Here is a 25792-nt window from a genome sequence, read left to right on the forward strand (position 1 = left end):
CCAAGGAAAAAATCAATGATAAACCGCGATATTGCAATTATCGGCTTCGCCGAGACCAAGATAGAATTTCGTTCGGGACGCAGCGTTTACGATTTCGCCGGAGAAGCGATGGCCGGCGCGCTTGCGCATGCCGGCATCGAAAAGTCGGAGATCGACGGCATGGCCGTGTCGTCCAGCTTCGCGGATGCCGGAAATCCGTTTTACGGTCCGATCCTGTCGGCCTATCTCGGGCTCGAACTGGACTGGTGCCAGGTCACGGATCTCGGCGGCGCGTCGGCCTCCGGCAACATTGCCCGCGCCGCCGCGGCGATCAAGGCGGGCTTGTGCGAGACCGTATTGGTCATCGCATCCGATCCGCAGTCGAGCCAGAACAAGCAGTCGATCGGCGCGTTTCGCGGCGAGTTCCAATATCCGATGGGGATCATGGGGCCGCCCGGATACTTCGCCCTGATCAGCCAGCGCTATGATCATCAATACGGTCTCGATCCCAAGGCGTTGGGCAAGCTCGCGGTGACGCAGCGCAACCACGCGCTGATGAACGACCTCGCATGTGAGAAGCTCAAGAAGCCGATCACGGTGGACGACTATCTGGCGTCGCCGATGATTTCGGATCCGATCCGCATGCTGGACTGCGTCATGGTGTGTGACGGCGCCAGCGCCTTCATCGTGACATCGACGGAGCGAGCCAAGAAGATGGGGGCCAAGAAGATGGTCCACCCGATCGGATATGGCGAACGGGTCAACTATATGGAGACCAACCAGACCCCGGATATCACCGAGGGCGGCCACCGCGCCGCCGGCAAGCGGGCGTTCGAGCGGGCCGGCATGACGCCGTCCGACATCAAGATGTTTCAACCTTACGACGACTTTCTCATCGCCATCGTGATGCAGCTCGAGCATCTCGGCTTCTGCGAAACCGGCCGCGGTTGTCAGTTCGTCAACGAGCGTGACATGAGCTATCGCGGAGATTTGCCGCTCAATACCGGAGGTGGACAGATTTCCGCCGGGCAGGCGGGGCTGGCGGGTGGCGCCCACAACCTCTCCGAGGCTCTGCGCCAGCTGTTTGGCGAGGCAGGGAGCCGGCAGGTCAAGGATCACGCCAATGCCATCGTCACCGGCATCGGCTGGATACCATACGGGCGCAATTGGGGCTCGAGCACCGCATTGATTTTGGAGGCTGCATAATGTCGATCGAATTCGATCCTCTGGCGGGACAGCGTCCTGCGCCGATTCCGTTGAATCTCACCAAGCCGTTCTGGGACGGCGCGCAGGACAAGAAGCTGATGCTGCAGTATTGCACGCAATCGGGCAAGTATCAGTTCTATCCGCGACCGGTCAGCGTCTACACCGGAGGCCGCGACCTGGAATGGCGGGAGGCCAGCGGCAAGGGACATGTGTACTCGTTCTCGCTGTCATACAAGGCGCCGCCGCCGTTCAAGGACGTCAAGCCTTACATCGTCGCGAGTATCGAGCTTGAGGAGGGGGTGCGGATTCTGACCAATATCGTCAATTGCGATCCGAGCACGGTCAGGATCGACATGCCGGTGCGTCTCACCTGGGTGCTGGCCGGGACCGTCAACTACCCGGTATTCGAGCCGGCATAACCGGCCCGTGCCGTTTCGACGAGTTGATGAAAGCAAAGGAAAAGCCGCCGACGAGACGTCGGCGGCTTTGTTGCGACGGCAGTCGTTTTGACTGACGGCGATCCGGTCGCGGCTATTTGGTCGCGGCCTTGGCGCGGCGGATGATGTCCGCGCGGTCGAACTTGTTGAAATCCGCGACGAAACGATTGGTGTAGAGCTTATCCATCGGCAGGTCGGTGACGGTGATGACGCCGCCGAGCTTGAGCGATTTGATGATGCCCTGCCATTGCGCATCGGTGAAGCTCCCCAGCAGCGGCTTCTCTCCGGGAGCAAAATGCATCAGCTTCTTCATCCGCGCGGACAGGATCGTCATTTCTTTGGCCATAGCCGCGGCTTCCGGCCCTTGCGGCTTCTGCGCCGGATAGGCCCGCCAGAACGATCGGATGCACTCTTCAAGGTTGGCGTCGCAGGCGACGATACTTTTGGCGATGGCGCGGCCGAAGCGGGCGACGAATTCTGGCCGGTTCTTGATCAGATCTTCGGTGACGGCGAAACCGTGGCTGGGATTGCCGTCGAACTCGGTGGGAAAGTCGAGCTCGCGCAATTGATAGCCGGTCGCTGCGAGGGTCGCATGCATCGTATCCCAGAGATTCAAGGCGTCGACCTGGCCGGTCGTGAGCGCGCGAAAGGCGGGGCCGCCGGTGCCGACGGTGAACAGCGTATACTGGTCAGGCTGCAAGCCGACGCTGCCCAGCGCGGCCTTCGTCACCGGAACGTTGCCGAAAGTCGGGCCGGCGATGCCGATGGTCTTGCCCTTAAGGTCGGCGAGAGTCTTGATCGGGCTGTCTTTCGGGACCACGATTTCCCAAATCGATTGTCGCGCATAGTTGAAGACAAAACGCAGCGGGATCGGCGTCGCCCCCGGTTGCAGCGCGTTGACAACGGTTTCCACCCCGACATACCCGGTATCGAAGCCTCCGGAGAGGATTTGCTGGATCACCGGGAAGGTGCCGCGCATCGACACCACCTCGTAGTCGAGGTTTTCATCTTTGAAGAGACCGAGCTCCTTGCCGAAGGTCAGGTGCGCCATGTTCGAAGCGAAGGCGGCGGGCCAGCCGATCTTGACGACGTCGAGCGGCGCGGCCGACGCGGCGGTGGCGAGAAATTGAATACCCGCCGCGGCCGTAACCGCGAGCTTCAACAGCGATGGTCGTCGTCGCGTAATGCAGTGTGACAATGTTGTTCCTCCCTGTGACAATTATTTATTTGCACGATCGTGCGATTAGGGCCGGATCGAGTCAAGCGCTTCTTTGGGGCGGCAGCAAGTAGATCCGGTGTTGGATGCCGCTGCCAGCCGGTGGTGCGTCGCGGAATGAATGGCGTGTTGTTGTTACTACGCGCGCCGAATGACGCCGACGGCGACATTGCGCTGCGGCGACGGATTTAGGGGCAACAGCGAGACCGCGGCATCGTCTGTTGGTCCAAAAGGCTGCACATGCCGAGGTGCGCCGGGCGGAGGCGCGGCGATGACGCCGTGCGTCAATTGATAGCGGCAGCGAGTTGCGCCGCCCGGTCGTGGGGTAGACCTCGATGGGCCGGTACTGGATGCAGAAAGGCCGCGAATGCGATGGCGAGACGGGGAGATCGGCTATCGGGTCTCGGCCATTCAGACGAGCGGCGTCAGACGTATGAGATCGCTTCGGTCATTTCCAGAATTCGTTTGATCTCGACCATCGCCTTTTCCAGGTCGGCGTCCGCAGAGGGATGGCCCAGGCAGAGCCGGATGCCGAGCGTGCCGCGCTCGACCTGCTGCAGCGCGCCGGGCGGCGCCAGCGTGATCCCCGCATGGGCCGCCTGCGTCACCAGCGCATTCAGAGTGCGACCCGCGGGAAGCGGCAACCAGCGATGGAAGCCGGGTGGCGAGGCGATCGGCGGCAACCAGTTGCTCAGCACCCGGCTGGCGATTTCGTTTCGCTGCGCGGCTTTCTCGCGCTTGCGTTTCACCTGGCGGATCAGGTCGCCATTGTGAATCAGCCTGGCGACGACTTCGGCCATCACCGGCGTAGCCATCCAGCCGGTCGCACGAATGGCATTATTGCAGCGGTCGCGGAACGACGCCGGCGCAATCATCGCGGCGATGCGCAATCCCGGCGCCAGGCACTTGGCAAAGCTCACGACATAGAAACTGCGCTCGGGAATCCGGGCCGCGATCGGCCGCGGCGGGGATTCGAACAGGAATGCGTAGGCGTCGTCCTCGAGCAGATAGGCGTCGTGCTTGCGAACGATCTCGGCGACCGCGTCGCGGCGCTCCTCCGGCATCACCACGCCGGTCGGCGTCTGCAGCGTCGGCATGCAGAACAGCGCCTTGGCGCCGGTCTCGGAGAAGGCGCGATCGAGTGCTTCTGGGACGAGCCCATGCGCATCGGTCGCCACGCCGTGTAGCGGATAGCCGTTCTGCGCCGACAGCGCGATCATTCCCGAATAGGTGAAGCGCTCGGTGAGGATGGTGTCGCCCGGCGCCGTCGTCAGATTCAGCGCGACGGACAGCGCATGCTGGCCGCCATGGGTGATGAACAGATGATCGGGATCGGCGGTCACGCCGAGCGATGCCAGCCAGACCACCATGGCCTCGCGGTGGCGCCTGATGCCCTGATGCGGCAGGTAGCCGAGCAGATTGGCCATCTCGCCTTGCGCGGCGATCTCGGTCAGCGCCGATGCGATGACATCGTCTTCGCCGGTATAGGGCGGGACATTCAGCGCGAGGTTGATCGGGGCGTCGGCGGGCCCATAGCCGTTGCGGTGTTCGGCCTTGCGACGCTGCACGAAGGTGCCGCGTCCCACCTCCCCGGAGATCAGTCCGCGCTGCTCCGCCTCGGAATAGGCCTTCGAGATCGTGCCGATGCTCAAGCCGAGCCGCTGCGCCATCTCCCGCTGCGGCAGCAGCCGCATGCCCGGCTTCATCTCACCGCTGGCGATATCCTTCTGTAGCGCGTCGACAAAGGCGAGGTAGCGGGGGCCGCCGCCGGCGGCAAGCTTCGGAACCCAGTCAGTCATGTCATCCCCATCGTCGCGAATCCTGCCTGCATATCGTCACACCATTTTGACTAGTACAATCGCCAAATGACGTAGCCCGCCGGGTCAATCGTCGCCAAAGGGGCGCCGAAGCACCTCAACTTACCCAATTTATAGTACAATATAAAAATTGAACCAGTCTCAAACAAGCAAAAAATCACGAATTGACCCATTTTCTGTTTGACAATCGGTCTCATGAATTCTTAGTTCGCATCAACAGCGCCTTCGCAACGGCGCCGCGACAACCGATCGTCCAGGGAGAGAAACTTGCTTTACGAAATCCGGATCTATGAAGCCGTCGACGGCCGTGGCGAAGCGATGCGCAAGCGCTTCCAGGACGTCGTTGCTGCCAAGTTCTTTCCCCGTCACGGCATCGAGCTGGTGGGCGCCTTCGTCGCCCCGGACGAGGATGGCCGTCTCACCTACATGACCCGGTTTGCCGACGAGGCGGCGCGAAAAGCCGCATGGGCCGCCTTCGGCGCGGACAGCGAATGGGCTGCGGCGAAGAAAGCCAGCGAGGTCGACGGACCTCTGCTGAAGACCCAGACCATTTCGGTGTTGTCGCCGGCCTTCGCCGGCCTCCAACTCGGCTGATCCATATGAAACCCGCGCCATTCGATTATGTGAGACCGGGCACGCTTGCCGAGGCTTGCGAGCTGCTCGCCGCCGATGAGGATGCGCGGGTCATCGCCGGCGGTCAGACGCTGGTGCCGATGCTGGCGATGCGGCTGGCGCGTCCGGCGCGGCTGATCGACGTGCTGCGGCTGCCGGAACTGTCCGGCATTCGCGAAGACAATGGTGCGATCGTGGTGGGCGCTACGACGCGGCAGGCCAACGCGCTGGACAATCCGCTGATCCGCGCCTCGGTGCCGCTGCTGGCGCTGGCGTTGCCATGGGTCGGGCATCCGCCGACCCGCAATCGCGGCACCATCGGCGGTTCGGTCGCCAATGCCGATCCGTCCGCGGAAATTCCGCTGGTGGCGGTGACGCTCGGCGCCGAGATCGAGGCGGCTAGCCCCGACGGTCCGATCTCGACTCCGGCGGACGACTTCTTTCTCGGCGCGATGCTGACCACGATCGGGGTCGGCGAGTGCCTGAGCGCGATCCGCTTCCCGGTTTGGACCCACAAGCGGATCGGCGTCGGCTTTCACGAGATCAGCGCGCGGCGGTCCGACTTCGCCTTCGTCTCCGCCGCGGCGCAAATCGCGCTCGACGATGACGGGCGCTGCCTCGACGCGGCGTTGGGCCTCGGCGGCGTCGGCGACCGGCCGATCAAGCTGGATGTCGCCGCGCTGATTGGCGGCCGTCTCGATGCCAAGTCGCTGACCGATGCGGTTGCGGCCGCGACCACCGATCTCGAGGCGACAGACGATCTGCATGCGAGCGCGGCCTATCGCCGTCGCGTCGCCGTCACGCTGTGCACACGGGCGCTGCAAGACGCCTGCGACCGCGCCAATGGCGCAGAAGTCCGGGGAGCCGCCAGATGAAAATCGACCTCGATATCAATGGCGCGCCGCGCAGCTGCGACGTCGAACCGCGCACCACGCTGCTCGATGCGCTGCGCGACAATTTCCTGCTGACCGGCACCCATGCCGGTTGCGAGCACGGCGTCTGCGGTGCCTGCACGGTGTTGCTCGACGGCGAACCGGTGCGGTCCTGTCTGATGCTGGCGGTGCAGGCCGACGGCTATGCAATCACCACCATCGAAGGCGTCGCCACCTCACCGGGCGAATTGAGCGTGATCCAGGATGCGTTCTGCGAAACCCACGGCATGCAATGCGGCTATTGCACGCCCGGTATGATCCTCACCGCGCAGGCGCTGCTCGATCGCAGCCACGACATCAGCCGCGAGGACATCGTCGAGGCGATCTCCGGCAACATCTGCCGCTGCACCGGTTACGGGCAGATTATCGAGGCGGTGCAGTTCGCCGCCGATCGCCTGAAGAAATCCAATGCGCCGCGCGGCCACAAGCTCGGCACCGCAACCGACGTCGGCGAGCACGACGCGCCGCTGGAAGGCGTGCTCGAAGCGGCCGAAGCCGACGCGCCTGGAAAGGGTCCGACCACATGAGTGCCGATCCGTCGACCTTCCGCTTCGTCTCCACCAATCGCCGCGTCCGCGAGGATCGCCGCTTCGTCGTCGGCCGCGGTCACTATGTGGCCGACATCACGCCCGAAGACATGCTGCACGTCGCGCTGCTGCCGTCGCAATATCCGTCGGCGCGGATTCTTTCGATCGACAGTTCCGCCGCGCTGGCGATGCCGGGCGTGCACTACGTGTTGACCGGCGAAGAGCTGGTGACCGCGGTCGATCCGCTGATGAACGGGCTCGACACCCCGAATGTGCGGCGCTATCCGCTGGCCGTCGGCCAGACCCGCTATGCCGGCGAGTGGGTCGCGGCCGTCGTCGCCGAGACCCGCGCCCAGGCCGAGGACGCCACCGAAAAGCTGCGCGTCAGCTACGAGCCGCTGTCTTTCGTCATGGATGCCGAGCAGGCGCTGTTGCCTGACAGCCCGCCGGTGCACCCGGCGCATGGCTCCAACGTGCTGCTCGACAAGACCTTCGTCTGGGGCGAGGTCGACAAGGATTTCGCCGACAGCCCGCGGCATCTGTCGTTCCGCGTCACCTGGGGCCGCAATTCGACGGTGCCGATCGAGACCTTCGGGGTGGTGGCGTCGTGGGATCCGTGGCGCGAGATCCTCGATGTCTGGGCCTCGATCCAGATGCCGAAATATCCCGACCAGATCGCCCGCGCCTTGCGAATTCCGGCCAACAATGTCCGCGTCCATCAGGATGTCGATGTCGGCGGCAGCTACGGCGTCAAGCGCGGCATCAAGCATACCGTGCTGGTGTCGCATCTGTCGCGCCGGCTCGGCCGGCCGGTGCGGCTGATCGAGGACCGGCTGGAAAACATGCGCGGCGGCGACCAGCACGGCCCCGAGCGGATCTTCGACGTCGAGATCGCCTTCAGCGACGACGGGATTGTCCGCTCGATGAAGATGCGCGCGCTCGACAATGCCGGCGGCTATGCGGGCCGCGCGCCGTTCCAACTCGGCAAGCCGATCGGCGCCATCGTCGGGCCCTACAAGATCAACAGCGTGCAGTATCGCGCGCAATCGGTGACGTCGAACAAGGCGGTGCAGGAAGCGGTGCGCGGCTTCGGCCAATCGCCGACCAATTACGCGATCGAGACCGCGATCGACCGCGTTGCGGCCGCGCTCGGCCTCGATCCGATCGAGGTTCGCCGCCGCAATTTCATCCGCAAGGACGAGTTCCCCTATCTGATCCCGAGCGGCACGCGCTACGACAGCGGCGACTATCACACCGTCGTCGAGAAGGTCCTCACCCATATCGACTACGCAACCTTGGAAGCCGAGCGCGATCGGCTGCGCGCGTCCGGCATGCTGGCCGGGATCGGCATCGCCGCCTGCCTGGAGCCGAGCGGCGGCAACTCCTCGTTCGAGCCATTGCTGAACGAGAAGAACACCACCACGACCTGGATGGAATCCTGCCGCATCAACATCGACGGCGTCGGCTTCGTCACCGTCACCATCCACACCACCTCGGCCGGGCAGGGGCACGAAACCCTGGTCGCCACCGTGGTCGGCGAAGTGCTGGAGATCGATCCCGATCTGATCCGCGTCGTGCGGCCCGACACGCTGGCGTCGCTGCCGTCGAATACGCCGGTCGGCAGCCGGATGGCGATCATGATGGGCGGCGCTGCTTTTCATGCGGCACAGAAATTGAAGGCGAAGTTCGTCAGAATCGCCGCCCACCAGTTCGGCTGCGCCGAGGATCAGGTGGCATATTCCAATGGCGGCGTCGCCGCGACCAAGGGCTCCGGCGCGTTGAACTGGGCCGATCTCGTCAACATCGCCCATCGCACTTATCACCTGTTGCCCGCGGGCATGGAGCCGGGGCTCGAATCTACCCATGTGATGCAGGTGCCGACTGGCGACAAGCTGCCGGAAGGCGGCCGGGTGCAGATGTATCCGTGCCACTCTTTCGAGTTTCACGTGGTGCTGATCGCGATCGACCCGGTGATCGGCAAGCCCGATATCCGCCGCTACGTCATCGGCCACGATTGCGGCACGGTCATCAATCCGCACATCGTCAAGGGCATGACGCTGGGCGGCATCGCCCACGGCATCGGCGCCGCGCTGCTCGAGGAGTTCGTCTATGACGGCGAAGGCCAGATGCTGACGCAGAGCTTCATGGACTATCTGCTGCCGTCATCGCACGAGATCCCGAGCGTCGAGATCGTGCACCATTGCACGCCATCGCCCTACACCGTGTTCGGCCAGAAGGGCTCCGGTGAGAGCGGCTATCTCGGCGCGCCGGCGGCGATCTCCAACGCCATCAACGACGCGGTGCGCAGCCTCGGCATCTCGTTCGACAAGCTGCCGATCCGCATCACCGCCATCAGCGACGCCGTCGCGGCCGCCAAGCCAAACCAGAAGTAAGGACAACCCGTGATCATCGACTGCCACGCTCACCTCGTTCCACCGAGCCTGCTCGAAGCCATCCGCGCGCAAGCCAAGGACTTTCCGTCGGTTCGCCTGATCGAGGACGGCGCCAGCCTCGGCTTCTCCTTCGCCGGCGGCAAGCCGACCCGGCCGGTGTCGAAGCCGCTGAGCGATATTGCCGGCCGCCTGAAATGGATGGACGAGCAGAAGATCGAGCGCCAGGTCGTCGCCGGGTGGCTCGACATGTACGCCAACGACATTCCGGCTGAAGAAGGCGCGGCGTGGTCGCGCCTGATCAATGCGCATTTGATGCAGGCCGCCAAGGCCGAGCCGCGCTTCGTTCCGCTGGCCACCGTGCCGATGCAGGATGGCAAGCTCGCCGCCGAAGTGCTGCGCGAGGCCCATGCCGCCGGCTTCAAGGGCGTCATGATCGGTACCCAGCCGAAGGGCAAGGGCGGCGTGCTCGACGACCCCAGCCTCGATCCGTTCTGGGAGGCCGCCAACGAACTCGGCTCCATCGTCACCCCGCATCCGGTGTTCGAGAGCGGCGACGATCGCGTCCATGACTACGGCATGGCCAATGCGGTCGGTCGCGTCACCGACACGCTGATCGCGATGTCGCGCCTGATCTATTCCGGCCACATCACGCGCTATTCCAACATCAAGGTGCTGGCCCTGATCGGCGGCGCGGCGCTGCCATTCATCGTCGGCCGGCTGCGCACCAACTACATGCTCGACAAGAAGCTCGGCGATCCCGACGCCGCGCTGGCGGCGATGTATTACGACACCATCGTGCAGGATCCGCGCACACTGCGCTTTCTCGCCGACATGGTCGGCGCCGACCGTCTCATGATGGGCTCGGACATGCCATTCCCGATCGGCGATTTGGCGCCGCTGAAGATCGTCGCCGACACACCATTCTCCGACGCCGAGCGTGCCTCCATCAATGGCGGTCTGGCTCAACGTCTGTTCGGACTTTGAGGGGGCCTCATGAAGCTTGATATCGGCGGTTCCGAAACCATCCAGGCCTCGGTCGAGGCGCTGTGGGTCGCGCTCAACGATCCGATCGTGCTGACACGCTGCATTCCCGGCTGCAAGAGCATGACCGAGCTCGCAACCGACAACTACAAGGTCGACATGCAGCTGCGGGTCGCCGCGGTCGGTGGCTCGTTCGAGGGCGAGATTGCGCTGTTCGACAAGGAGGAGCCGAAGACCTGCAGCATCAAGGTCTCCGGCGCCGGCACGCTCGGCCACGGCAGCGGCACCGCGCGCTTCGAGATCACGCCGGAAGGGCCCGGCGTCTCGAAGCTGACCTACCAGGGCGTCGGCGAAATCGGCGGATTGGTCGCCGGGGTCGGCCAGCGCATTCTCGCCAGCGTCTCGAAACATCTGGTCGGGAAATTCTTCACCACGCTGCGCAAGGAATTCGATGTGCAGGCGCAAGGCGCGGCCGAATAGGATGCCGAAGATGGATGTTGCGGTGGGCGACCTGCGTATGATCGAAGTCGAGCCGGGCGTCCGGCTCGCCGTTGTGGTGTCCGGGGCCCTCGACAAGCCGGCTATTGTGCTCAGCAATTCGCTGGCCGCCTCGTTCGGCATGTGGGACGAGGTTGCCGCCCTGCTGGCGCCCGACGCCTGTGTGATCCGATACGACGCCCGCGGTCACGGCCGGTCAGATGTCCCCGACAGCGGCTATACGATCGAAGCCCTTGGCGGCGACGTCATTGCCATTCTGGATGCCCTGCAACTGCCGCAGGCGGTGATTTGCGGCATTTCGCTGGGCGGCCTGACGGCGATGTGGCTCGGCATCCATGCGCCGGATCGCGTCGCCGGGCTGGTGCTCGCCAACACCGCGGCCGATTTCCCGCCCGCGACGATGTGGCACGAGCGGGCCGCGACGGCACGTGCGAGCGGCGTCGCCGGATTCGTCGAGCCGTCTTTGCAGCGCTGGGTCACGTCCCGTTATCGGGCGTCGCATGATGCGCGCGTCGCCGAGCTCGCGGCCATGATCTCGAACACATCGCCCGCCGGATATGCCGGCTGTTGCGAAGTTCTGGCGACGACCAATGTGCTGCCGGATCTGTCGCGGATTTCCTGCCCGGTTATGGTGATCGCAGGGAGCGAGGACCCATCGACCCCGCCTGCGCGGGCCGACGAGATCGCCGCCGCGATCCCGCAGGCCAAATCCGTCACGCTCGACGCCGCGCACATCTCTTGCGTGGAAGCCCCCGAGGCCTTTGCGGAATCCGTCCGCGACGTTCTGAAGCGCCACCAATAACCGACAATAAAAACCGAACCCGGAGGAACAACATGATCCGTCACAAACTACTGGGAAGCCTCGCCGGCCTTTCTTTGCTGCTTGGCGGCGCCGCGCCGCTTCACGCCCAGACTCCCGCCGATCTGTCCATCGTCGTGTTCGGCGCGCCGTCGTTGGGCGCATTCCTGCCCCCGATCATCCGGGCGCAGAAGCTGGACGAGAAAAACGGATTGCGGATCAAGTTCGAGGAGCGAACGCCCGATGCCTACACCGCGCAATTCAATTCCGGCGAGTTTCAGCTCGGCGGCAGCGCGGCGCTACTGACGGTCGGCCTGGCCGACACCCGCGGCGTCAAGGTGACCTATCTGTTCAATCTGTTCGATTACTGGGGCGCGGTGGTGACCTCGCGGCCCGAGATCAAGACCTTGAAGGACCTCGAGGGCAAGGATCTGGCGGCCGCGAAGGGCACGACCAACTACGTGATGTTTGAATGGTTTGCGCGTCAGGCCGGCGTCGACCCCTCGACGTTCTCGGTGGTCAATACCGCCACGCCCGGCCTGATCGGCTATGCGCTGGCCGACCGGGCCACCGCCGTTCAGCTCTGGGAGCCGGCCTATACGCGGTTGCGCACGAAGAGGCCGAGCATTCAGACGATCGACCTTGGCATTGCTGCGAGCTGGAAGAAATTCAGCGGCAGCAGCAACATCCCCTATCTCGGCGTCGCGGCGCACACCGCCTGGGCGGAGAAGAACCCGGACTTGGTGAAGAAGCTTTACGCTACCTACAAGGAAGCGGCTGACTGGGTTGCGGCTCATCCCGACGATGCAGCAAAGCTGATCGCCAGCAAGGGCACACCCGAAGACCAGAAGGCGATCAGCGAATTGATCCGCTCGAACGAGCGACTCGGCATGAACGTCAAATGGGCTTCCGACGTCGAGAAGGAAATCAAGTCGGTCTACCAGGCCGGCAAGTCGAGCTCCTTCTTGAATGCAGAACCCAACGCGGCGACCATCTACAAAAGGCCGGGACAGTGAGCGGGCGCGTAATCGAGACCGTGGACACGCCGCTGTCGACCCACTTGTTGACGGCGGCGAAGCGGGTAGGCACGTCGTTGCTGCCATTCGCGGTTGTCATCGCGCTTTGGCAGTTCGCTTCGCTGTTCTTTCCGAGCTTCTTGTTCCCATCGCTGGTCACGGTGTTCTGGCGTTGCCTCAAGATCTTGACCGACGGCGCCTTGTTCATCGACGTGGCTGCGACGGTGCTGCGAATTCTCGCTGGGCTTACCGGCGCATTCTTGATCGGCGGCATCCTGGCTCTGCTGATGGCGCGCTCGCAGGCGGTCGACAAGTTCCTGTCGCCGATCCTGACCCTGTTCCAGGGCATACCGGCGCTGTCCTGGGTGGTGTTCGCCATCATCTGGTTTCACGGCGTTGAATTCCGGATCTTCTTTATCATGGTGATGACGACGCTGCCGGCCTTCGCCTTTCAGATTCTCGGCGCGCTGCGGGCGATGTCGAAGGACCTGATGGAAATGGTGTTCAGCTTCCGGCCGACCAGGATGAAGCTGTTCCGCGTCATGATCGCGCCGGCGATCCTTCCGGAAATCCTCACCTCGTGGAAGGTCAATTTGGGCAATGCGTCCCGCGTCGTCGTCGTCGCGGAGTTGGTCGGCGCCACCGGCGGCGTCGGCTATCAACTGCTGCAGCAGCAGCAGATGTTCGACATGGCAGGCGCGCTAGCCTGGACCCTGCAGCTGGTCTTCTTCGTTCTGCTGGTGCAGGCGGCGCTGACCCTGATCGAAAAGACGGCATTCCGTTATCGTGCCGTTTCGGAGCGTGCAATATGAATATAATCGCTGATGTCACGACCGCCCCGGCGATTCACCTGGGCGAGGTCTCCAAGGTGTTCGGCGTCGAGGGCAGCAAAGGGTCATACCGCGCCGTCGATCGCCTCAACCTTGATATTGGGACCGGCGAGATGCTGGCAATCCTGGGCAAGACCGGTTGCGGCAAATCGACCATCTTCAACATGATTGCCGGCCTGACCGAGCCGACAAGCGGAATCGTGCGCGTGAGTGGACGCAATCCGTTTTCCGATTTCGATTCGTTTCGCGGCATCATCTCGATCGTGTTTCAGAACGACCGCCTGCTGCCATGGCGGACGGCGATCCAGAACGTCGAACTCGGGCTGGAGATGCTCGATACGCCGGTCGCGCAACGCCGCGAGGCGGCGCAACATTGGCTGACCAAGCTCGGGCTCGGCGGCCACGAGAACGATTATCCGCACGCGCTCTCCGGCGGCATGCGCCAGCGCGTCTCGATCGCGCGCGCCTTTGCCACCAATGCCAGCATCCTGCTGTGCGACGAGCCCTTCTCGGCTCTCGACGAGATCACCGCGGGCCGGCTGCGCGAGGAATTCGTCAAGCTGGTCAAGGAGAACGGCAAGACCGCGGTGTTCATTACCCACAATATCGGCGAGGCGCTCGAGATCGGCGATCGGATCGTCGTGCTGAAGCGGCCGGCGATGATCGCCTACGACGTTCGCTTCACGGCCGCGACCGGCGCCGAAGAGCGAGACCAGATCCGTGCGCGGATCGGAGAAGTCCTCTCAGGTTAGCAATTCGCCCTGACATGTTCTTTTCAGAACGATTGAGCCATAAGTGCAGATATAGACGGCCGGGACAGCTGCAGACTCGACAACCTTCACCCTCCAAATCGGGGTGACCCAATGGCTTGGGCGACGGAGAGGCGTTCTTCCTCCGATAGCTCGCCTCGGGCCAGCGCGATGACCGGTATAGGCATAGCAATCGGCGGAAGATCTCGCGCGCATCAGCAAAGCTGGCTCCCGCGATGTAGTTCCGGTCACCGATAGTGGCCGAGCCAATTGCATGTCGGGGCGTGATCATGTGTGCATGGTGTGGCCAGCTATCTCCCTTCGGGTCGTCGCTCTCGACCTGACCGAAGACCTTGGCATGGATGATTGGCGGTCTGGTGCCGGCGGCGAAATGCGCTTCCTCGCCGATGCTGCGCGCGCACTACCGAAGCGGCGAGAGCTGCAACCCCGCCGATGAAGACGTCTCGACGATGCATATCGAGGTCCTCCCTGTGGTCAGAACAGAAGTTGGCCCGCTCGCACGGCCCGGTGATCGGGGCGTTTGCGCGGCTGGAGTGCGCGGCGCGGCGACCTCATCCTTCGGGAAGGAAGACGATCCCGAGCAAGCGGTTCACGTCGATGCGGTGGGCGTCGGAAATCTCGCGCACCGACTGCTCGCTGGTGGCGGTGATGCCCTTGGCTTTCATTTTCGCGATCAAGGCTTCGGGCGTCGTGCGGGTCGTGCCTGCCAGCGCTGAGAGCGGAGCATTGGCGATCGCTTTGATTATGGGTTGCTTTAGCTGAGGTCCAGTGATCCGGCCCCACGAAAACATCGAGGCGGCGAGTAGGATCGCGAACACGGCGACGCTGGTCTTTCCCCAGCGGCTCTTCAGCTGGTTCTGGAACGGGCGGACATTGGCGACGACGTGGCTGACGGCCCCGAGCAGAAATAGCCACGACAGCCATTGATGGGCGATCGTCACCAGCCCGAACTCGACATCGAAGAACATGAGCACACCGGTCACCGACATGAGGAGAAAAGCCCCAATGGTGAGCGGGGTCGCCCATGTCCGGACGGTGATCGGGCGCTTGGGCGAGCAATGGGCGATATCAGTCATGGGGGACAGCCTCCAGGCGAGGTTTTGAGGAACTGGCGTCGGACGAAAGCGAGATGCTCGACCGGTGAGAAGGGGGTGAGGCTCAGATGGTCCCAACATCGGATACTTCCCTCGTGACGGGTCCTCTAAGAATGTGTATGTTGCATGTATGTCATGGAGCAGGGTGAATGCCAAGAAAGAATGTGCATAATACACGCACTCAAGGTGTCAGGATGATGTTCGGAGCGCTGGTTGATCTCGTCGGCGTGATGAATCGGCCGCAACGGGACGCGCGGATGATCCAAGAGGCGGGGATCATGCTCGATCGAGCACTATTCCCCCTGCTGGTCGGTATCAGTCGGGTCGGGCCGATCAACGTCAGCGAGCTCGCCGACCGCGTGGGTCGGGATTACACGACGGTGAGCCGGCAGATTGCCAAATTGGAGAGTCTCGGCCTGATCGAGCGGCGGCAGGGCACTACCGACAAGCGCGTGACCGAAGCGTTGATCACGGCGGAAGGCCAGAAGATGGCTGCCGCGATCGATGCGGCACGCGATCGCCTCCTGGGTCTTATGCTGGCGGACTGGAGCACCGAAGATATTCAAACGCTGGCGCCCCTCATGCGGCGGTTGGCAGATAGCGCCCTTGCGACGGATACGCCGCAGCGCGAGGGAGGCGAGCAAGCTCGGCCAAGTGCGGGGCGCCGTTAACGGCCTGGGATTCGCCTTCGTCAGGCTGACGTGTCGTGGCGTCCTGCGGCACCACGCGTCCAAATTCGCGCGACGCAGTGCAGTGCAGACCAGCCAGTATGGGTGCTATATACACATATCTTGACGATGGCGTTGGCCACCTGTATATGTGAAAAATACACGTAGAAAGGTGCTCCGATGACGAATCATAGCGATCCTCGCGCACTCAGCAGCGAAGCCACGGCGCCTGTGAGCGCGTTTGCGCAACCCGATGGCTGTATCCGGCCGGTGCTGCCCGGCCATCTCTGAAGCGGCTTCTGGTCGCGGCGGGTGGTCAGGAAGAACGTTTCAACCTTAAACGTCGCTTTGGCAAACGCGCGTGGCGCGAATGGCTCGGTCGGCCGAGCTGGCGCGATCGGCTGCTTGCCTGGCTGGCGCGCTAGCTTTCGACCGCACCGCCCCGAAGGCGACCTGCCGTCGCGGTGCGCCTCGGCCACGAGGCCCCGCCTGAGGCGACCGGACGACGGTCGCCGTGAACTCGACCTGAGAGGCGCTTAGTTGTGTTTAGCAAATTTTACCAACGCTTTTCACCTCAAGAGGATATGTGCATGTCCAGCGCGTCTAAGATTCTCGTCATCTTGGTCGCGTTCAGACGCGGCGCATTTGTCCGCAGATTGTCGACTGGGTCGCACAGATTGGGCGGGAGGTCTCGGGCGCGCTGCTTTGGCTGCTTTGGCCGTTGTTGATCGGTGACCCGGCGCCACTTTTCAGCGTTGCGCCTGCGCATTCTTGTTTCGTCACCATCCATGCCTTCGACTACAGGACCTGCCCTATTGCACGCGCAATTGCCGACGCCGCTCTTGAGCAGTCGGAAGAAGCTCGCTTAGCGCGTGCCGCGGACGAAGGCGAAGCGGCCGAGCGATGCGCCACGAATCGGCTCCGAGGCGTTGGCCGACGAACGTTGCTGGCCAAATCCGCAGTCGGGTCGAAGCGGACCTCGCGGTGGCGCGAGCGATGCGTTGTTGGGGATCTGGTTCGGGCGCTCGGAAAGCCGGTCGACGAGGTTTCTCAAGCGCCGGTTCTCGGTCTGCAACTCTTTCATCGCCAGCAAAGCGGGCGGCGTCAGGCTGCCGTAGCGCTTGCGCCAGCGATAGAAGGTGCGTTCGGAAATATGAGCCGTCCGGCAAATCTCCAGAATGGGGATGCCCGCATCGGCCTCGTGCAGGAGATATAAAATCTCGGTGTCGGTGTGCTGAGAGTGACGCATTGGACTGACGCTTTCATCTGTCTTTGCGCAAAGCTGTAACCCCGCAGTGCCGTGCAGATCCGCGCAAAGCGCGCGTGGCACTCGGCCATTCGCGGCTGGCCGAGACGAAACAGCGGCGGCGATGGTTGAACCAGACTATAGCGCTGCTGCGCCGATCCAAAATGACAAAATTGACATCAAAGCGATCAAATGCGCGGCTTTGCTGCCTCATTGAGCAGCATTGGATGTTATTTGGCGTTGCCCTGCGGTCGCTGGCGGACTCAAACTCGCGCCAGCTTGCACGAAGGGGTTTGGCATATGAGCAACTTTACACGGCGTTCGTTTCTTCAGACAACCGGGCTCGCGGCCGCGGCATTGGCATCGCCTGCGATCATCCGCCCGGCCCATGCGGCGGGCGGCACCGTTAAACTCGGCTGCCTGTTTTCGTCATCGGGCACCATGGCCAATATCGAGGGCCGCCTCAATCACGTGGTCAAGATGGCCGCTGATGAAATCAATGCCAAGGGCGGCGTCAACGGCCGCACCCTCGAGGTTGCGGTGTCCGATCCGGCGTCGGATTGGCCGCTCTACGCCCAGATCGGCAAGCAGATGCTGGAGCAGGACAAGGTTGCCGCGCTGTTCGGCTGCTGGACCTCGGTGTCCCGCAAAACAGTGCTGCCGGTGGTCGAACAGGCCAACGGTTTGCTGTTCTATCCCTTGCATTTCGAAGGCGACGAAAATTCCAAGAACATCGTCTATGTCAATTCGCCACCTGCCAGTTCGGTGCTTCCGGCGGTCGATTATCTGATGGGAGACGAGGGCGTCAGCGCCAAACGCTTCTTCATGATCGGCTCGGACTATGTCTGGCCGCGTACCATCAACAAGCAGCTGAAGGGCTATTGGAAGTCGAAGGGGATTCCGGAAACCGCCTGGAAGGAACAATACGTTCCGCTCGGCTTCTCCAATTTCCAGACCATCGTCAATCAGATCCGGGCCTTCGCCGACCAGGGCGGCGGCAAGCCGATCGTGGTGCTGACGGTGGTGGGGTCGTCGATCCCCGACTTCCTGCGCGAATTCGCCAATCAGGGCATCAAGGCAACCGATATCCCGGTGCTCGGCCTCGACATGGTTGAAGCCGATCTTGAGGGCCTCAATACCGAGCCGTTGGTCGGCCACCTCAATTGCTGGGCCTATCTGCAGAATGCCAAGGGCGAAAAGAATGTCGCGTTCCTGAAGCAGTGGGCCGACTACGTGAAGGCCAACAACGTGCCGTTCAAAGGTGACGTCGCGATTGACCCGATGGTCTCGGCCTATGATTCCGTGCATCTGTGGGCGATGGCGGCGAAGAAGGCCAATTCGTTCGACGTCAACGAAGTCCGCAAGGCGTTTCCGGGTCTCAGCTTCGATGGTCCGTCCGGCTACACCTTGAAGATGACCGCGGAAAACAACTACGTCTCGCGCGGCGTGTTCATCGGGTCGGTGAACGAGAAGCAGGGATTTGACGTGTTGTGGCAATCCAAGGATGCGCCCAAGCCCGTTCCGTTCAGCCCCTATAGTTGATCGTGATCGGTTCAAGTAGCGGAACGGCCGGGGTCGGCCGGCCCCGGGTGGCCGCGCTGATGCGCCGCTTCTGTGTTGCGGTGACGCTCCTCGTTACGGCCTGCGCGTCCTCGCAATCGATCGCGGCGGGGGCGCAGCGCGCCGATTTGCTCGGCAAGCTGTGCGGCGACACCGCGTCGCTCGGCGATGCCGGCCGCATCTTGACCAGCCTGGCGGCGGATGGCTCGCGGGACGATCGGCTCTGGGCGGCGCCGATCGCGCGCGCCGTGATCGATCGCAAGCTGCGCTGCGATGCTAGCGGGGCTGTGCTGGTTTCCGGCGAAAAAACGCTCGACGTGTTGACACAAGCGCCGCGAATGCCGACCGAGCCAAGTCGTTCGCCGCTGCTTAGCCTGAAGAACCGTGGCCTGTTCGAGACCGCCGAAGCGGCGCTGGCGTTGCGCACCGCGCCCGATGTGGCGGGCCGTGCTGCGGCATTGCATACGCTCGAGCGGCGGGCCGCGAGCCTTCCCGAGAAATTGTTTGAGGCTGCGGCCGAACAGGAGAGCGATGCCGAGTTGAAGGCGCAGATGATCGCGGTGGCGCAGGCTGCGGCGTTGAATTCAGCCGACCCGTTGAAGCGGATCGCGGCCCTGAAACAGATCTCGGCGACGCCGGACCGGCGGGCCCTGACCAAGGTCAGCGCGCTGCTCGGGGATCCTGCCTATGCGGCCAATCCCGCGTTCAAACGCGCCGTCGACGATGCCGTCACCACGATCGGGCGCGGCATCGCGATCGGCGATGTGTTGGCGACGTTGTATAACGGCCTCAGCTTTGCGAGCATCCTGTTCATGGCGGCGATCGGCCTGGCGGTGATCTTCGGCCTGATGGGCGTGATCAATCTGGCGCAGGGCGAGCTGATCATGATCGGCGCCTATGTCACCTGGCTGGTGCAAGAAGGCTTGCGGCATTTTGCGCCGATGCTGCTCGACTACTATCTCATCATCGCCATCCCGGTGGCCTTCCTGGTGACGGCGGCCATCGGCATCGCGCTGGAGGCGATCCTGCTGCGCCATCTCTATCGCCGGCCGTTGATGAGCCTGCTGGCGACCTGGGCGGTGAGTCTGTTCCTGATCAATCTGGTGCGGGTAACGTTCGGCACCCAGAACCTCAATTTTGTCACGCCGTTCTACGTCACCGGCGGCGTGCCGGTGATCGGCGACTTCATCTTCACCTGGAACAGGATGTTTGCGATCGTCTTTGCGGTCGTCACGCTGGCGCTGACCTGGGGTGTGATGCGGCTGACGCCGCTCGGACTTAACATCCGCGCGGTGATGCAGAACCGCACGATGGCAGGTTGCATCGGCATTCCGGTGCGTCGCGTCGACATGCTGGCGTTCGGGCTCGGCTCGGGCCTGGCGGGCCTCGCCGGCCTCGCATTATCGCCGATCTACAGCGTCAATCCGCAGATGGGGCAGAACTTTGTCATCGACAGTTTCATGGTCGTGGTGCTGGGCGGCGTCGGGACCATTGTGGGCACGGTGGTCGCGGCGCTGGGGATTGGCCAGATCAACGTGTTGATCGAGCCGCTGTGGGGCGCGGTCGCCGCCAAGGTGATCGTGTTGCTGATGATCATTGCCTTCCTGCAATGGCGGCCCGAGGGGCTGTTCGTGATCAAGGGCCGCCGCAAATGAAGGCGCTCACCTCGGATCGTCCGTTCCTTGCTCTGCTAGCCGTCGTGCTCGCCGTGGCTGTGTTGCTCGGCATTTCGATGGTGTCGCCGTTCGGCATCTCCGCCTATTTGGCCAATGCCATCGGCCAGTTCGCGGCCTTCGCGGTTTTGGCGCTCGCGCTCGATCTGGTGTGGGGCTATCTCGGCATTCTGTCGCTGGGGCACGGGTTGTTCTTCGGCATCGGCGGCTATGTCGTCGCCATGCATCTGTTGAAGCATTCCTCCGAGGTCACCGGGAAGGTGCCGGATTTCATGCAATTCATGGGCTGGTCGACCTATCCATTCTACTGGGCCGGCCTCGGCTTCTTTCCTTACGCGTTGCTGTTCGCGGCGGCGGTGACGCTGCTGATTTCCGGCGTATTCGGTTACGTCTCGTTTCGCTCCCGGGTCGGCGGCGTGTATTTCGCGATCATCACCCAGGCGCTGGTCTATGTCGCGATGCTGCTGATGTTTCGCAACGACACCGGATTCGGCGGCAACAACGGCATGACCGGATTTTCGGTGCTGTTCGGCTGGTCGATCGGCTCCAGCGGCGTGGTCATCGCGATGGCGGCGGGGTCGGTGCTGGTGCTGGCGGTGACGCTGCTTGGCTGCCGCATGCTGCTCGGCAGCCGGTTCGGGATGTTGATGATCGCCACGCGCGACGACGAGGTGCGGCTGCGCACGCTCGGCTATGAGACATTGCGGCTGAAGCTCGCGGTGTGGTGCCTGTCGGCGCTGATCGCCGCGCTTGCCGGCATGCTCTATGTGCCGCAGGTCGGCATCGTCAATCCGCGTCTGTTGGCGCCGGAACTGTCGCTTGAGATCGCGGTGTGGGTGGCGATCGGCGGACGCGGCCATCTGATCGGCGCGGTGATCGGTGCGGTGCTGGTCAATGCGTTGAAATTCTGGCTCTCGGCGGCGGCGCCGGATTTGTGGCCGTTCATCCTGTCCGGGTTAATCGTGCTGGTAGTGCTGGTGTTCCCGAACGGGCTGGTCGATCTCGCCAAATGGAAATTGGCTTGGCCGATGGGCGCCAAGCGCCTTGCATCCGAAACCCCGGAGCTGCGCTGATGGCCGTGGCCTTGCTGATCGATAACGTCACCGTGGAGTTCGGTAGCTTCCGCGCCATCGATGCGCTGTCGCTGGCGATCGATTTCGGCGAGGTTCGCGCCGTGATCGGCCCCAACGGTGCCGGCAAGACCACGATGCTCGACGTGATCTCCGGCATCACCCGCGCTAGGCAAGGCCAGGTGATGTTCGACGAATCCATCGACATCACACGGTCGAGCGAGGCCGCGATCGCGCGCGCCGGGGTGCGGCGCAAATTCCAGAAGCCGAGCATTTTTGAAGGCCTCGACGTGCGCCAGCATATCGCGATCGGAGCGCAGGGCGGTTTGCGCCGCACGCTCGCGCCGGCCGCGCTCGACCAGCGCGTCGACGAGGTGCTGGAGGCGATTGGACTGTCGGATCTGGCGCAACGTTCGGCGTCGGAGCTCGCGCATGGACAAAAACAATGGCTGGAGATCGGCATGGTGCTGGCGTCGAATCCGAAGGTGCTGATGCTTGATGAGCCGGTGGCTGGGCTGACCGACGAGGAGACCGAGCGCACCGTGGCGCTGGTGCGTAAGCTGAAGCGGCCGGATCGCGCCATTGTGGTAGTCGAGCACGACATGGATTTCGTCGAACGAATCGCCGATCGCGTCACCGTGCTGCATGAGGGCAAGACCTTGTTCGAGGGCTCGATGCGGGATGCCCGCGCCGACGAGCGCGTCGTCGACGTGTATCTGGGACGCTGATCATGCAATTTCGCGTCGAGGGGTTGGATCAGCATTATGGCAGCGCGCAGGTGTTGCGCCGCGTCGGCTTCGAGATTCCGCCGGGCGAATGCCTGGCCGTGCTCGGCCGCAACGGCGCCGGCAAGACCACGCTGCTAAAATGCCTGATGGGCGTGCTGCCGGCGACGAGTGGCCGGGTTCTGCTCGATGACGTCGATATCACTGGCTGGTCGTCGCATCGCCGTTCCGACGCCGGTCTGGCCTATGTGCCGCAAGGCCGCGAAATTTTTTCGGAGCTGACCGTCGGCGAGAATATCGAAGCCGCGGCCCGCGCCCATGGCAGCTTCGGCACCGCGACAATGGATGAGGCGATCGCGCTGTTTCCGGTGCTCACGCAGATGTGGCGACGGCCCGGCGGTGCGCTATCCGGCGGCCAACAACAGCAACTCGCGATCGCGCGCGCGTTGGTGACGCGGCCAAGTCTTTTGATCCTCGACGAGCCGACCGAAGGCATTCAACCCAATCTGGTGGCGATGATCCGCGACGTGCTGGCCGCGTTCAAGGGCCGGATCTCGCTGCTGCTGGTCGAGCAATATCTCGATTTCGCGATCAGTCTTTCCGATTCCTTCGTGGTGCTGTCGCGCGGCAGCGTCGTCGAGGCCGGCCGTACCGAATCGGCCAGCCGGGAGACTCTCGCCCGCCACATTGCGATCTGATCTCACCTTCACGCCAACGGAGTAAACCTATGTCTCGCCGCCACGAAATCTCGTCTGCCCCCGAAAACATGGTGTGGGGATATCTCGATAGCGCGACGCCGCCGGTACTGGAAATCGCCTCGGGCGATACCGTGACGATGCACTCGTTCCCGGCTGGCGGCAAGGAAACCCTGCCGGAAGACCGCAGCCTGGTGCCGGAGGATTATCTGCTGGCGCTCGACACCATGGTGCAGGGACCCGGGCCGCATTTCATCACCGGCCCGGTCTATGTGAAGGGCGCCAAGCCCGGCGACGTGCTGCAGGTGGATATCCTCAATGTCAAGATACGCCAGGATTGGGGCTTTGTCTCGATCCTGCCGCTGCTCGGCACCTTGCCGGACGAGTTCACCGAATATGAGACCATCCATCCCAAGGTCGACCATGAGCGCAACGTCTGCATCATGCCGTGGGGCACCGAAATTCCGCTCGATCCGTTTTTCGGCATCATCGCCACGGCGCCACCGCCGGCCTGGGGCCGTTGCGGCTCGCCGGTGCCGCGCAGCTTCGGCGGCAACATGGACAACAAGGAGCTGCGCGCCGGTACCACTCTGTATTTGCCGGTGTTCACCGAAGGCGCGCTGTTCTTCGCCGGCGACGGTCACGGCGTGCAGGGCGACGGCGAGGTCTGCATCACCGCGCTGGAGACCGGCGTCACCGGCAGCTTCCGCCTGACGGTGCGCAAGGACATGGACCTGGTCTGGCCGTTCGCCGAAAGCGCCACCCATCTGATGTCGATCGGGCTCGACGAGGATTTGGATGACGCCGCCAAGCAGGCGGTGCGCGAGATGGTCAAGCACATCTGCGACCGCACCAACCTGTCGCGCAATCAGGCCTATATGCTGTGTTCGCTGGCGGGCAATCTGCGGGTGACGCAGCTGGTCGACGGCAACAAGGGCATCCATATGATGCTGCCGAAAGCCTATCTGTAAGAGCCTCCGGTCTCGGTGGGGGCAGAGTTCCCCCGGCATCGGGCCTGTTATGCTGCCAATCCGCAGCCCAAAGCTTCGGATTGGCATGGTGCGCGATCGCCGGCTGCCTAGTGACTGACGCGGCCGGGGTTGTTAAGGACGGTCCTTCACGTCGTGATTGAAGGACTTGCCATCGTGAGCAACACCACTTCGGGCTCGGACCCCTGGCGGGTCGGCGTGCTGTTTTCGCGCAGCGGGCTGATGGCGGTCACCCAGACTGAGCATTTTCTCGGCACCGCGCTGGCGATCCAGGAAATCAATCAGGCCGGGGGTGTGCTCGGGCGAGAGATCGAGGTGGTCGCTTACGATCCGGAATCGGACCCGGCGACCTATCGCCGGCTCGCCGATCGGCTGCTGACCGAGGACGGCATATCGGTGATCTTCGGCTGCAGTACCTCGGCCGAACGCAAGGCGGTGCTGCCGGCGATCGAACGGCGCAACGGGCTGCTGTGGTATCCATCGCTCTATGAAGGCTTCGAGTATTCCCCCAACGTCATCTATACCGGAGCCTCGCCGAACCAGAACAGTTTTCCGCTCGCCGAATACCTCGTGCGCAATCACGGCCGCCGGGTATTCATGGCCGGCACTGACTACATCTATCCGCGGGAATCGAACAGGATCATGCGCGATCTGATCGAGTCCTATGGTGGTGAAATCGTCGATGAGATCTATGTCCCGATGGGGGCGAGCGAGGCGTCGTTGCGGGATCTGGTGGCGCGGATCAAGCAACAGACCCCGGACGTGGTTTTTTCCACCGTGGTCGGACGCGCGGCGCAGGGTTTTTATCAGTTCTATCGCGAGGCCGGCCTCGATCCCGCGACGCTGCCGATCGCCAGCCTGACCATGGCGGAAGGCGAGGTGCAGGAGATCGGCGCTGCGCTGTGCGAAGGCCATATCACCGCGGCGACCTATTTCGCGTCGCTGCCGGGCGCCACCAACCGGAAATTCATCGACGACTTCCGCCGCGCCTTTGGGGTGGATCGGCCGGTCAGCATGTGGAGTGCTGGTGCCTACGCCCAGGTCCGGCTGTTCGCGATGGCTTTGGCGCGCGCCGGCACGCTCGATACCCAGCGGCTGGTCGAGGCGGCGCTCGGCCTGTCGTTTGAAGCCCCGGAGGGCAACATCCACATCGATCCGGACAACAACCATACCTGGCTGACGCCGCGGATCGGACGGGTCCGCCTCGACGGCGGGTTCGATGTGATCTGGCAGGCGAAGGCGGCGGTGAAGCCGGATCCTTACCTAGCGGTGTCACCGCTGGGGGCGCGCTGGATCGGCGATGAGGTGCGTGCCTCATGAAACCGGGGATTCGCCGTCTCATCGAGGAGCTACGGGGCGCGCGCGTTCTGGTTGTGCATCCGCGCGATGTCGAAGGCGACGCTCTGATCGATCAGTTGAAGCGGATCGGCTGCAATGTCCGCGGGATGTGGCCGCCGCCGGCGGAATTGCCCAACGACGTCGACACGGTGTTTCATTTGGTCGAGACCGCCGAGACCCCGGCCTTCGTCGCCTCGGCGTCGGAAGACGGTCCGACTTTCGTCGCCATCGTCGATTACGAGAATCCGACGGTGCTGAAGCGGTTGCTCGACAGCAATGCCCATGGCGTTGTCAACAAGCCGCTGCGTCCGTTCGGGATCCTGTCGTCGATGGTGCTTGCCCGTTCGTTGCGCGGCTATACCCGCCGGCTCGAGATCAAGGTGCAGAAGCTGGAAGAGACGCTGAAGGCGCGGCGCGACGTCGACAAGGCGGTGAAGATTCTGGTGACGCTGAAGAAGATCGACGAGGCGCAGGCCTATGAGTTGATCCGCTCGCAGGCGACGCAGAAGCGATTGTCGATGGCGCAGGTCGCAGCGACCGTGATCAGCGCGCAGGACGTGATGACCGGGCTGGGTTTGATCGGCGACGGCGAACGCTGAGACGTCTTCATGCTTTATCTCCGAGTCGTATCTTGGAGTCGGACCGCGACTGCACTGCACAATGCTTAAGCATCGCTGCTGATAATTCAGCCCTGCCTCAAGATTGACATCGCGCCGGCTTT

At 63.3% G+C, this 25792-nt stretch carries 25 protein-coding genes; 21 read left to right on the forward strand and 4 right to left on the reverse strand.

Annotation, left to right across the window (positions count from 1 at the left end; genetic code table 11):
* Positions 1-15: 15 nt before the first annotated feature.
* On the forward strand, positions 16-1185 hold the full coding sequence (locus RBJ75_RS26605; protein ID WP_044404960.1) for a thiolase family protein: 1170 nt from the start codon (positions 16-18) through the stop codon (positions 1183-1185).
* A complete protein-coding gene (locus RBJ75_RS26610) occupies positions 1185-1604 on the forward strand; it encodes a Zn-ribbon domain-containing OB-fold protein (protein ID WP_044404963.1) in 420 nt (139 codons plus the stop codon). The genes RBJ75_RS26605 and RBJ75_RS26610 overlap by 1 nt, the downstream gene beginning before the upstream one ends.
* Positions 1605-1716: 112 nt before the next feature.
* Here RBJ75_RS26610 and RBJ75_RS26615 read toward each other — a convergent pair whose 3' ends face one another.
* Together RBJ75_RS26615 and RBJ75_RS26620 are read right to left on the reverse strand one after the other, a co-directional pair.
* The gene (locus RBJ75_RS26615) at positions 1717-2784 is read right to left on the reverse strand and encodes an ABC transporter substrate-binding protein (RefSeq protein WP_052628775.1); all 1068 of its coding nucleotides are present in this window, start codon (positions 2782-2784) and stop codon (positions 1717-1719) included.
* Positions 2785-3263: 479 nt separating this feature from the next.
* Complete coding sequence (locus RBJ75_RS26620; protein WP_044404966.1) at positions 3264-4637, reverse strand: PLP-dependent aminotransferase family protein; 1374 nt, start codon at positions 4635-4637, stop codon at positions 3264-3266.
* Between the two features lie 285 nt (positions 4638-4922).
* Between RBJ75_RS26620 and RBJ75_RS26625 the strand changes: the two genes are divergently transcribed.
* The 10 genes from RBJ75_RS26625 to RBJ75_RS26670 are packed head-to-tail and all read left to right on the forward strand — an operon-like array spanning position 4923 to position 13995.
* Positions 4923-5249 (forward strand): NIPSNAP family protein, encoded by a 327-nt coding sequence (locus tag RBJ75_RS26625; protein ID WP_044404969.1) that lies wholly within the window; start codon positions 4923-4925, stop codon positions 5247-5249.
* A gap of 5 nt (positions 5250-5254) precedes the next feature.
* Entirely contained in the window at positions 5255-6142 is an 888-nt protein-coding gene (locus RBJ75_RS26630) for an FAD binding domain-containing protein (protein WP_044404973.1), read from the forward strand.
* On the forward strand, positions 6139-6726 hold the full coding sequence (locus tag RBJ75_RS26635) for a (2Fe-2S)-binding protein (RefSeq protein ID WP_044404976.1): 588 nt from the start codon (positions 6139-6141) through the stop codon (positions 6724-6726). The genes RBJ75_RS26630 and RBJ75_RS26635 overlap by 4 nt, the downstream gene beginning before the upstream one ends.
* Positions 6723-9119 carry a xanthine dehydrogenase family protein molybdopterin-binding subunit gene (locus RBJ75_RS26640; RefSeq protein ID WP_052628776.1) on the forward strand — a complete coding sequence of 799 codons (2397 nt, stop codon included), beginning with the start codon at positions 6723-6725 and terminating at the stop codon, positions 9117-9119. Before RBJ75_RS26635 ends, RBJ75_RS26640 begins: the two co-directional genes overlap by 4 nt.
* 9 nt (positions 9120-9128) lie before the next feature.
* A complete protein-coding gene (locus RBJ75_RS26645; protein ID WP_044404978.1) occupies positions 9129-10103 on the forward strand; it encodes an amidohydrolase family protein in 975 nt (324 codons plus the stop codon).
* A 9-nt stretch (positions 10104-10112) separates the two neighbouring features.
* A complete protein-coding gene (locus RBJ75_RS26650; RefSeq protein WP_052628777.1) occupies positions 10113-10580 on the forward strand; it encodes an SRPBCC family protein in 468 nt (155 codons plus the stop codon).
* Between the two features lie 10 nt (positions 10581-10590).
* Positions 10591-11400, forward strand: a complete 810-nt coding sequence (gene pcaD, locus RBJ75_RS26655; protein WP_160297896.1) for a 3-oxoadipate enol-lactonase — start codon at positions 10591-10593, stop codon at positions 11398-11400.
* Positions 11401-11432: 32 nt separating this feature from the next.
* Complete coding sequence (locus RBJ75_RS26660) at positions 11433-12413, forward strand: ABC transporter substrate-binding protein (protein WP_080900821.1); 981 nt, start codon at positions 11433-11435, stop codon at positions 12411-12413.
* Positions 12410-13225, forward strand: coding sequence for an ABC transporter permease (locus tag RBJ75_RS26665; protein WP_044404984.1), 816 nt, complete (start codon positions 12410-12412; stop codon positions 13223-13225). The genes RBJ75_RS26660 and RBJ75_RS26665 overlap by 4 nt, the downstream gene beginning before the upstream one ends.
* On the forward strand, positions 13222-13995 hold the full coding sequence (locus tag RBJ75_RS26670) for an ABC transporter ATP-binding protein (RefSeq protein ID WP_044404986.1): 774 nt from the start codon (positions 13222-13224) through the stop codon (positions 13993-13995). The genes RBJ75_RS26665 and RBJ75_RS26670 overlap by 4 nt, the downstream gene beginning before the upstream one ends.
* Positions 13996-14564: 569 nt before the next feature.
* Here RBJ75_RS26670 and RBJ75_RS26675 read toward each other — a convergent pair.
* Positions 14565-15089, reverse strand: a complete 525-nt coding sequence (locus RBJ75_RS26675) for a hypothetical protein (protein ID WP_152647565.1) — start codon at positions 15087-15089, stop codon at positions 14565-14567.
* A gap of 167 nt (positions 15090-15256) precedes the next feature.
* Between RBJ75_RS26675 and RBJ75_RS26680 the strand changes: the two genes are divergently transcribed.
* Positions 15257-15778: a MarR family winged helix-turn-helix transcriptional regulator gene (locus tag RBJ75_RS26680; protein ID WP_044404988.1), complete on the forward strand. Its 522-nt coding sequence runs from the start codon at positions 15257-15259 to the stop codon at positions 15776-15778.
* A gap of 862 nt (positions 15779-16640) precedes the next feature.
* Here the strand turns inward: RBJ75_RS26680 and RBJ75_RS26685 are convergent.
* On the reverse strand, positions 16641-17024 hold the full coding sequence (locus tag RBJ75_RS26685; protein WP_044404990.1) for a transposase: 384 nt from the start codon (positions 17022-17024) through the stop codon (positions 16641-16643).
* A 297-nt stretch (positions 17025-17321) separates the two neighbouring features.
* On the opposite strand from RBJ75_RS26685, the gene RBJ75_RS26690 reads away from it, so the two are divergent.
* The 8 genes from RBJ75_RS26690 (at position 17322) to RBJ75_RS26725 (ending at position 25670) form a co-directional block, all read left to right on the forward strand.
* On the forward strand, positions 17322-18563 hold the full coding sequence (locus RBJ75_RS26690) for a transporter substrate-binding protein (protein ID WP_044404992.1): 1242 nt from the start codon (positions 17322-17324) through the stop codon (positions 18561-18563).
* A 59-nt stretch (positions 18564-18622) separates the two neighbouring features.
* Positions 18623-20236: an urea ABC transporter permease subunit UrtB gene (urtB, locus tag RBJ75_RS26695; protein WP_044405080.1), complete on the forward strand. Its 1614-nt coding sequence runs from the start codon at positions 18623-18625 to the stop codon at positions 20234-20236.
* A complete protein-coding gene (gene urtC / locus RBJ75_RS26700; RefSeq protein ID WP_044404994.1) occupies positions 20233-21327 on the forward strand; it encodes an urea ABC transporter permease subunit UrtC in 1095 nt (364 codons plus the stop codon). The genes urtB and urtC overlap by 4 nt, the downstream gene beginning before the upstream one ends.
* On the forward strand, positions 21327-22052 hold the full coding sequence (locus RBJ75_RS26705) for an ABC transporter ATP-binding protein (protein WP_044404996.1): 726 nt from the start codon (positions 21327-21329) through the stop codon (positions 22050-22052). The genes urtC and RBJ75_RS26705 overlap by 1 nt, the downstream gene beginning before the upstream one ends.
* A 2-nt stretch (positions 22053-22054) precedes the next feature.
* Positions 22055-22747 (forward strand): ATP-binding cassette domain-containing protein, encoded by a 693-nt coding sequence (locus tag RBJ75_RS26710; RefSeq protein ID WP_044404997.1) that lies wholly within the window; start codon positions 22055-22057, stop codon positions 22745-22747.
* A 29-nt stretch (positions 22748-22776) separates the two neighbouring features.
* A complete protein-coding gene (locus RBJ75_RS26715; protein ID WP_044404999.1) occupies positions 22777-23715 on the forward strand; it encodes an acetamidase/formamidase family protein in 939 nt (312 codons plus the stop codon).
* A gap of 240 nt (positions 23716-23955) precedes the next feature.
* Entirely contained in the window at positions 23956-25053 is a 1098-nt protein-coding gene (locus RBJ75_RS26720; RefSeq protein ID WP_152647569.1) for a transporter substrate-binding domain-containing protein, read from the forward strand.
* Positions 25050-25670, forward strand: coding sequence for an ANTAR domain-containing response regulator (locus RBJ75_RS26725; RefSeq protein WP_044405001.1), 621 nt, complete (start codon positions 25050-25052; stop codon positions 25668-25670). Before RBJ75_RS26720 ends, RBJ75_RS26725 begins: the two co-directional genes overlap by 4 nt.
* Positions 25671-25792 lie beyond the last annotated feature (122 nt).

The sequence above is a fragment of the Rhodopseudomonas sp. BAL398 genome (genome assembly GCF_033001325.1).
In the GTDB taxonomy this organism is placed as follows: domain Bacteria; phylum Pseudomonadota; class Alphaproteobacteria; order Rhizobiales; family Xanthobacteraceae; genus JARJEH01.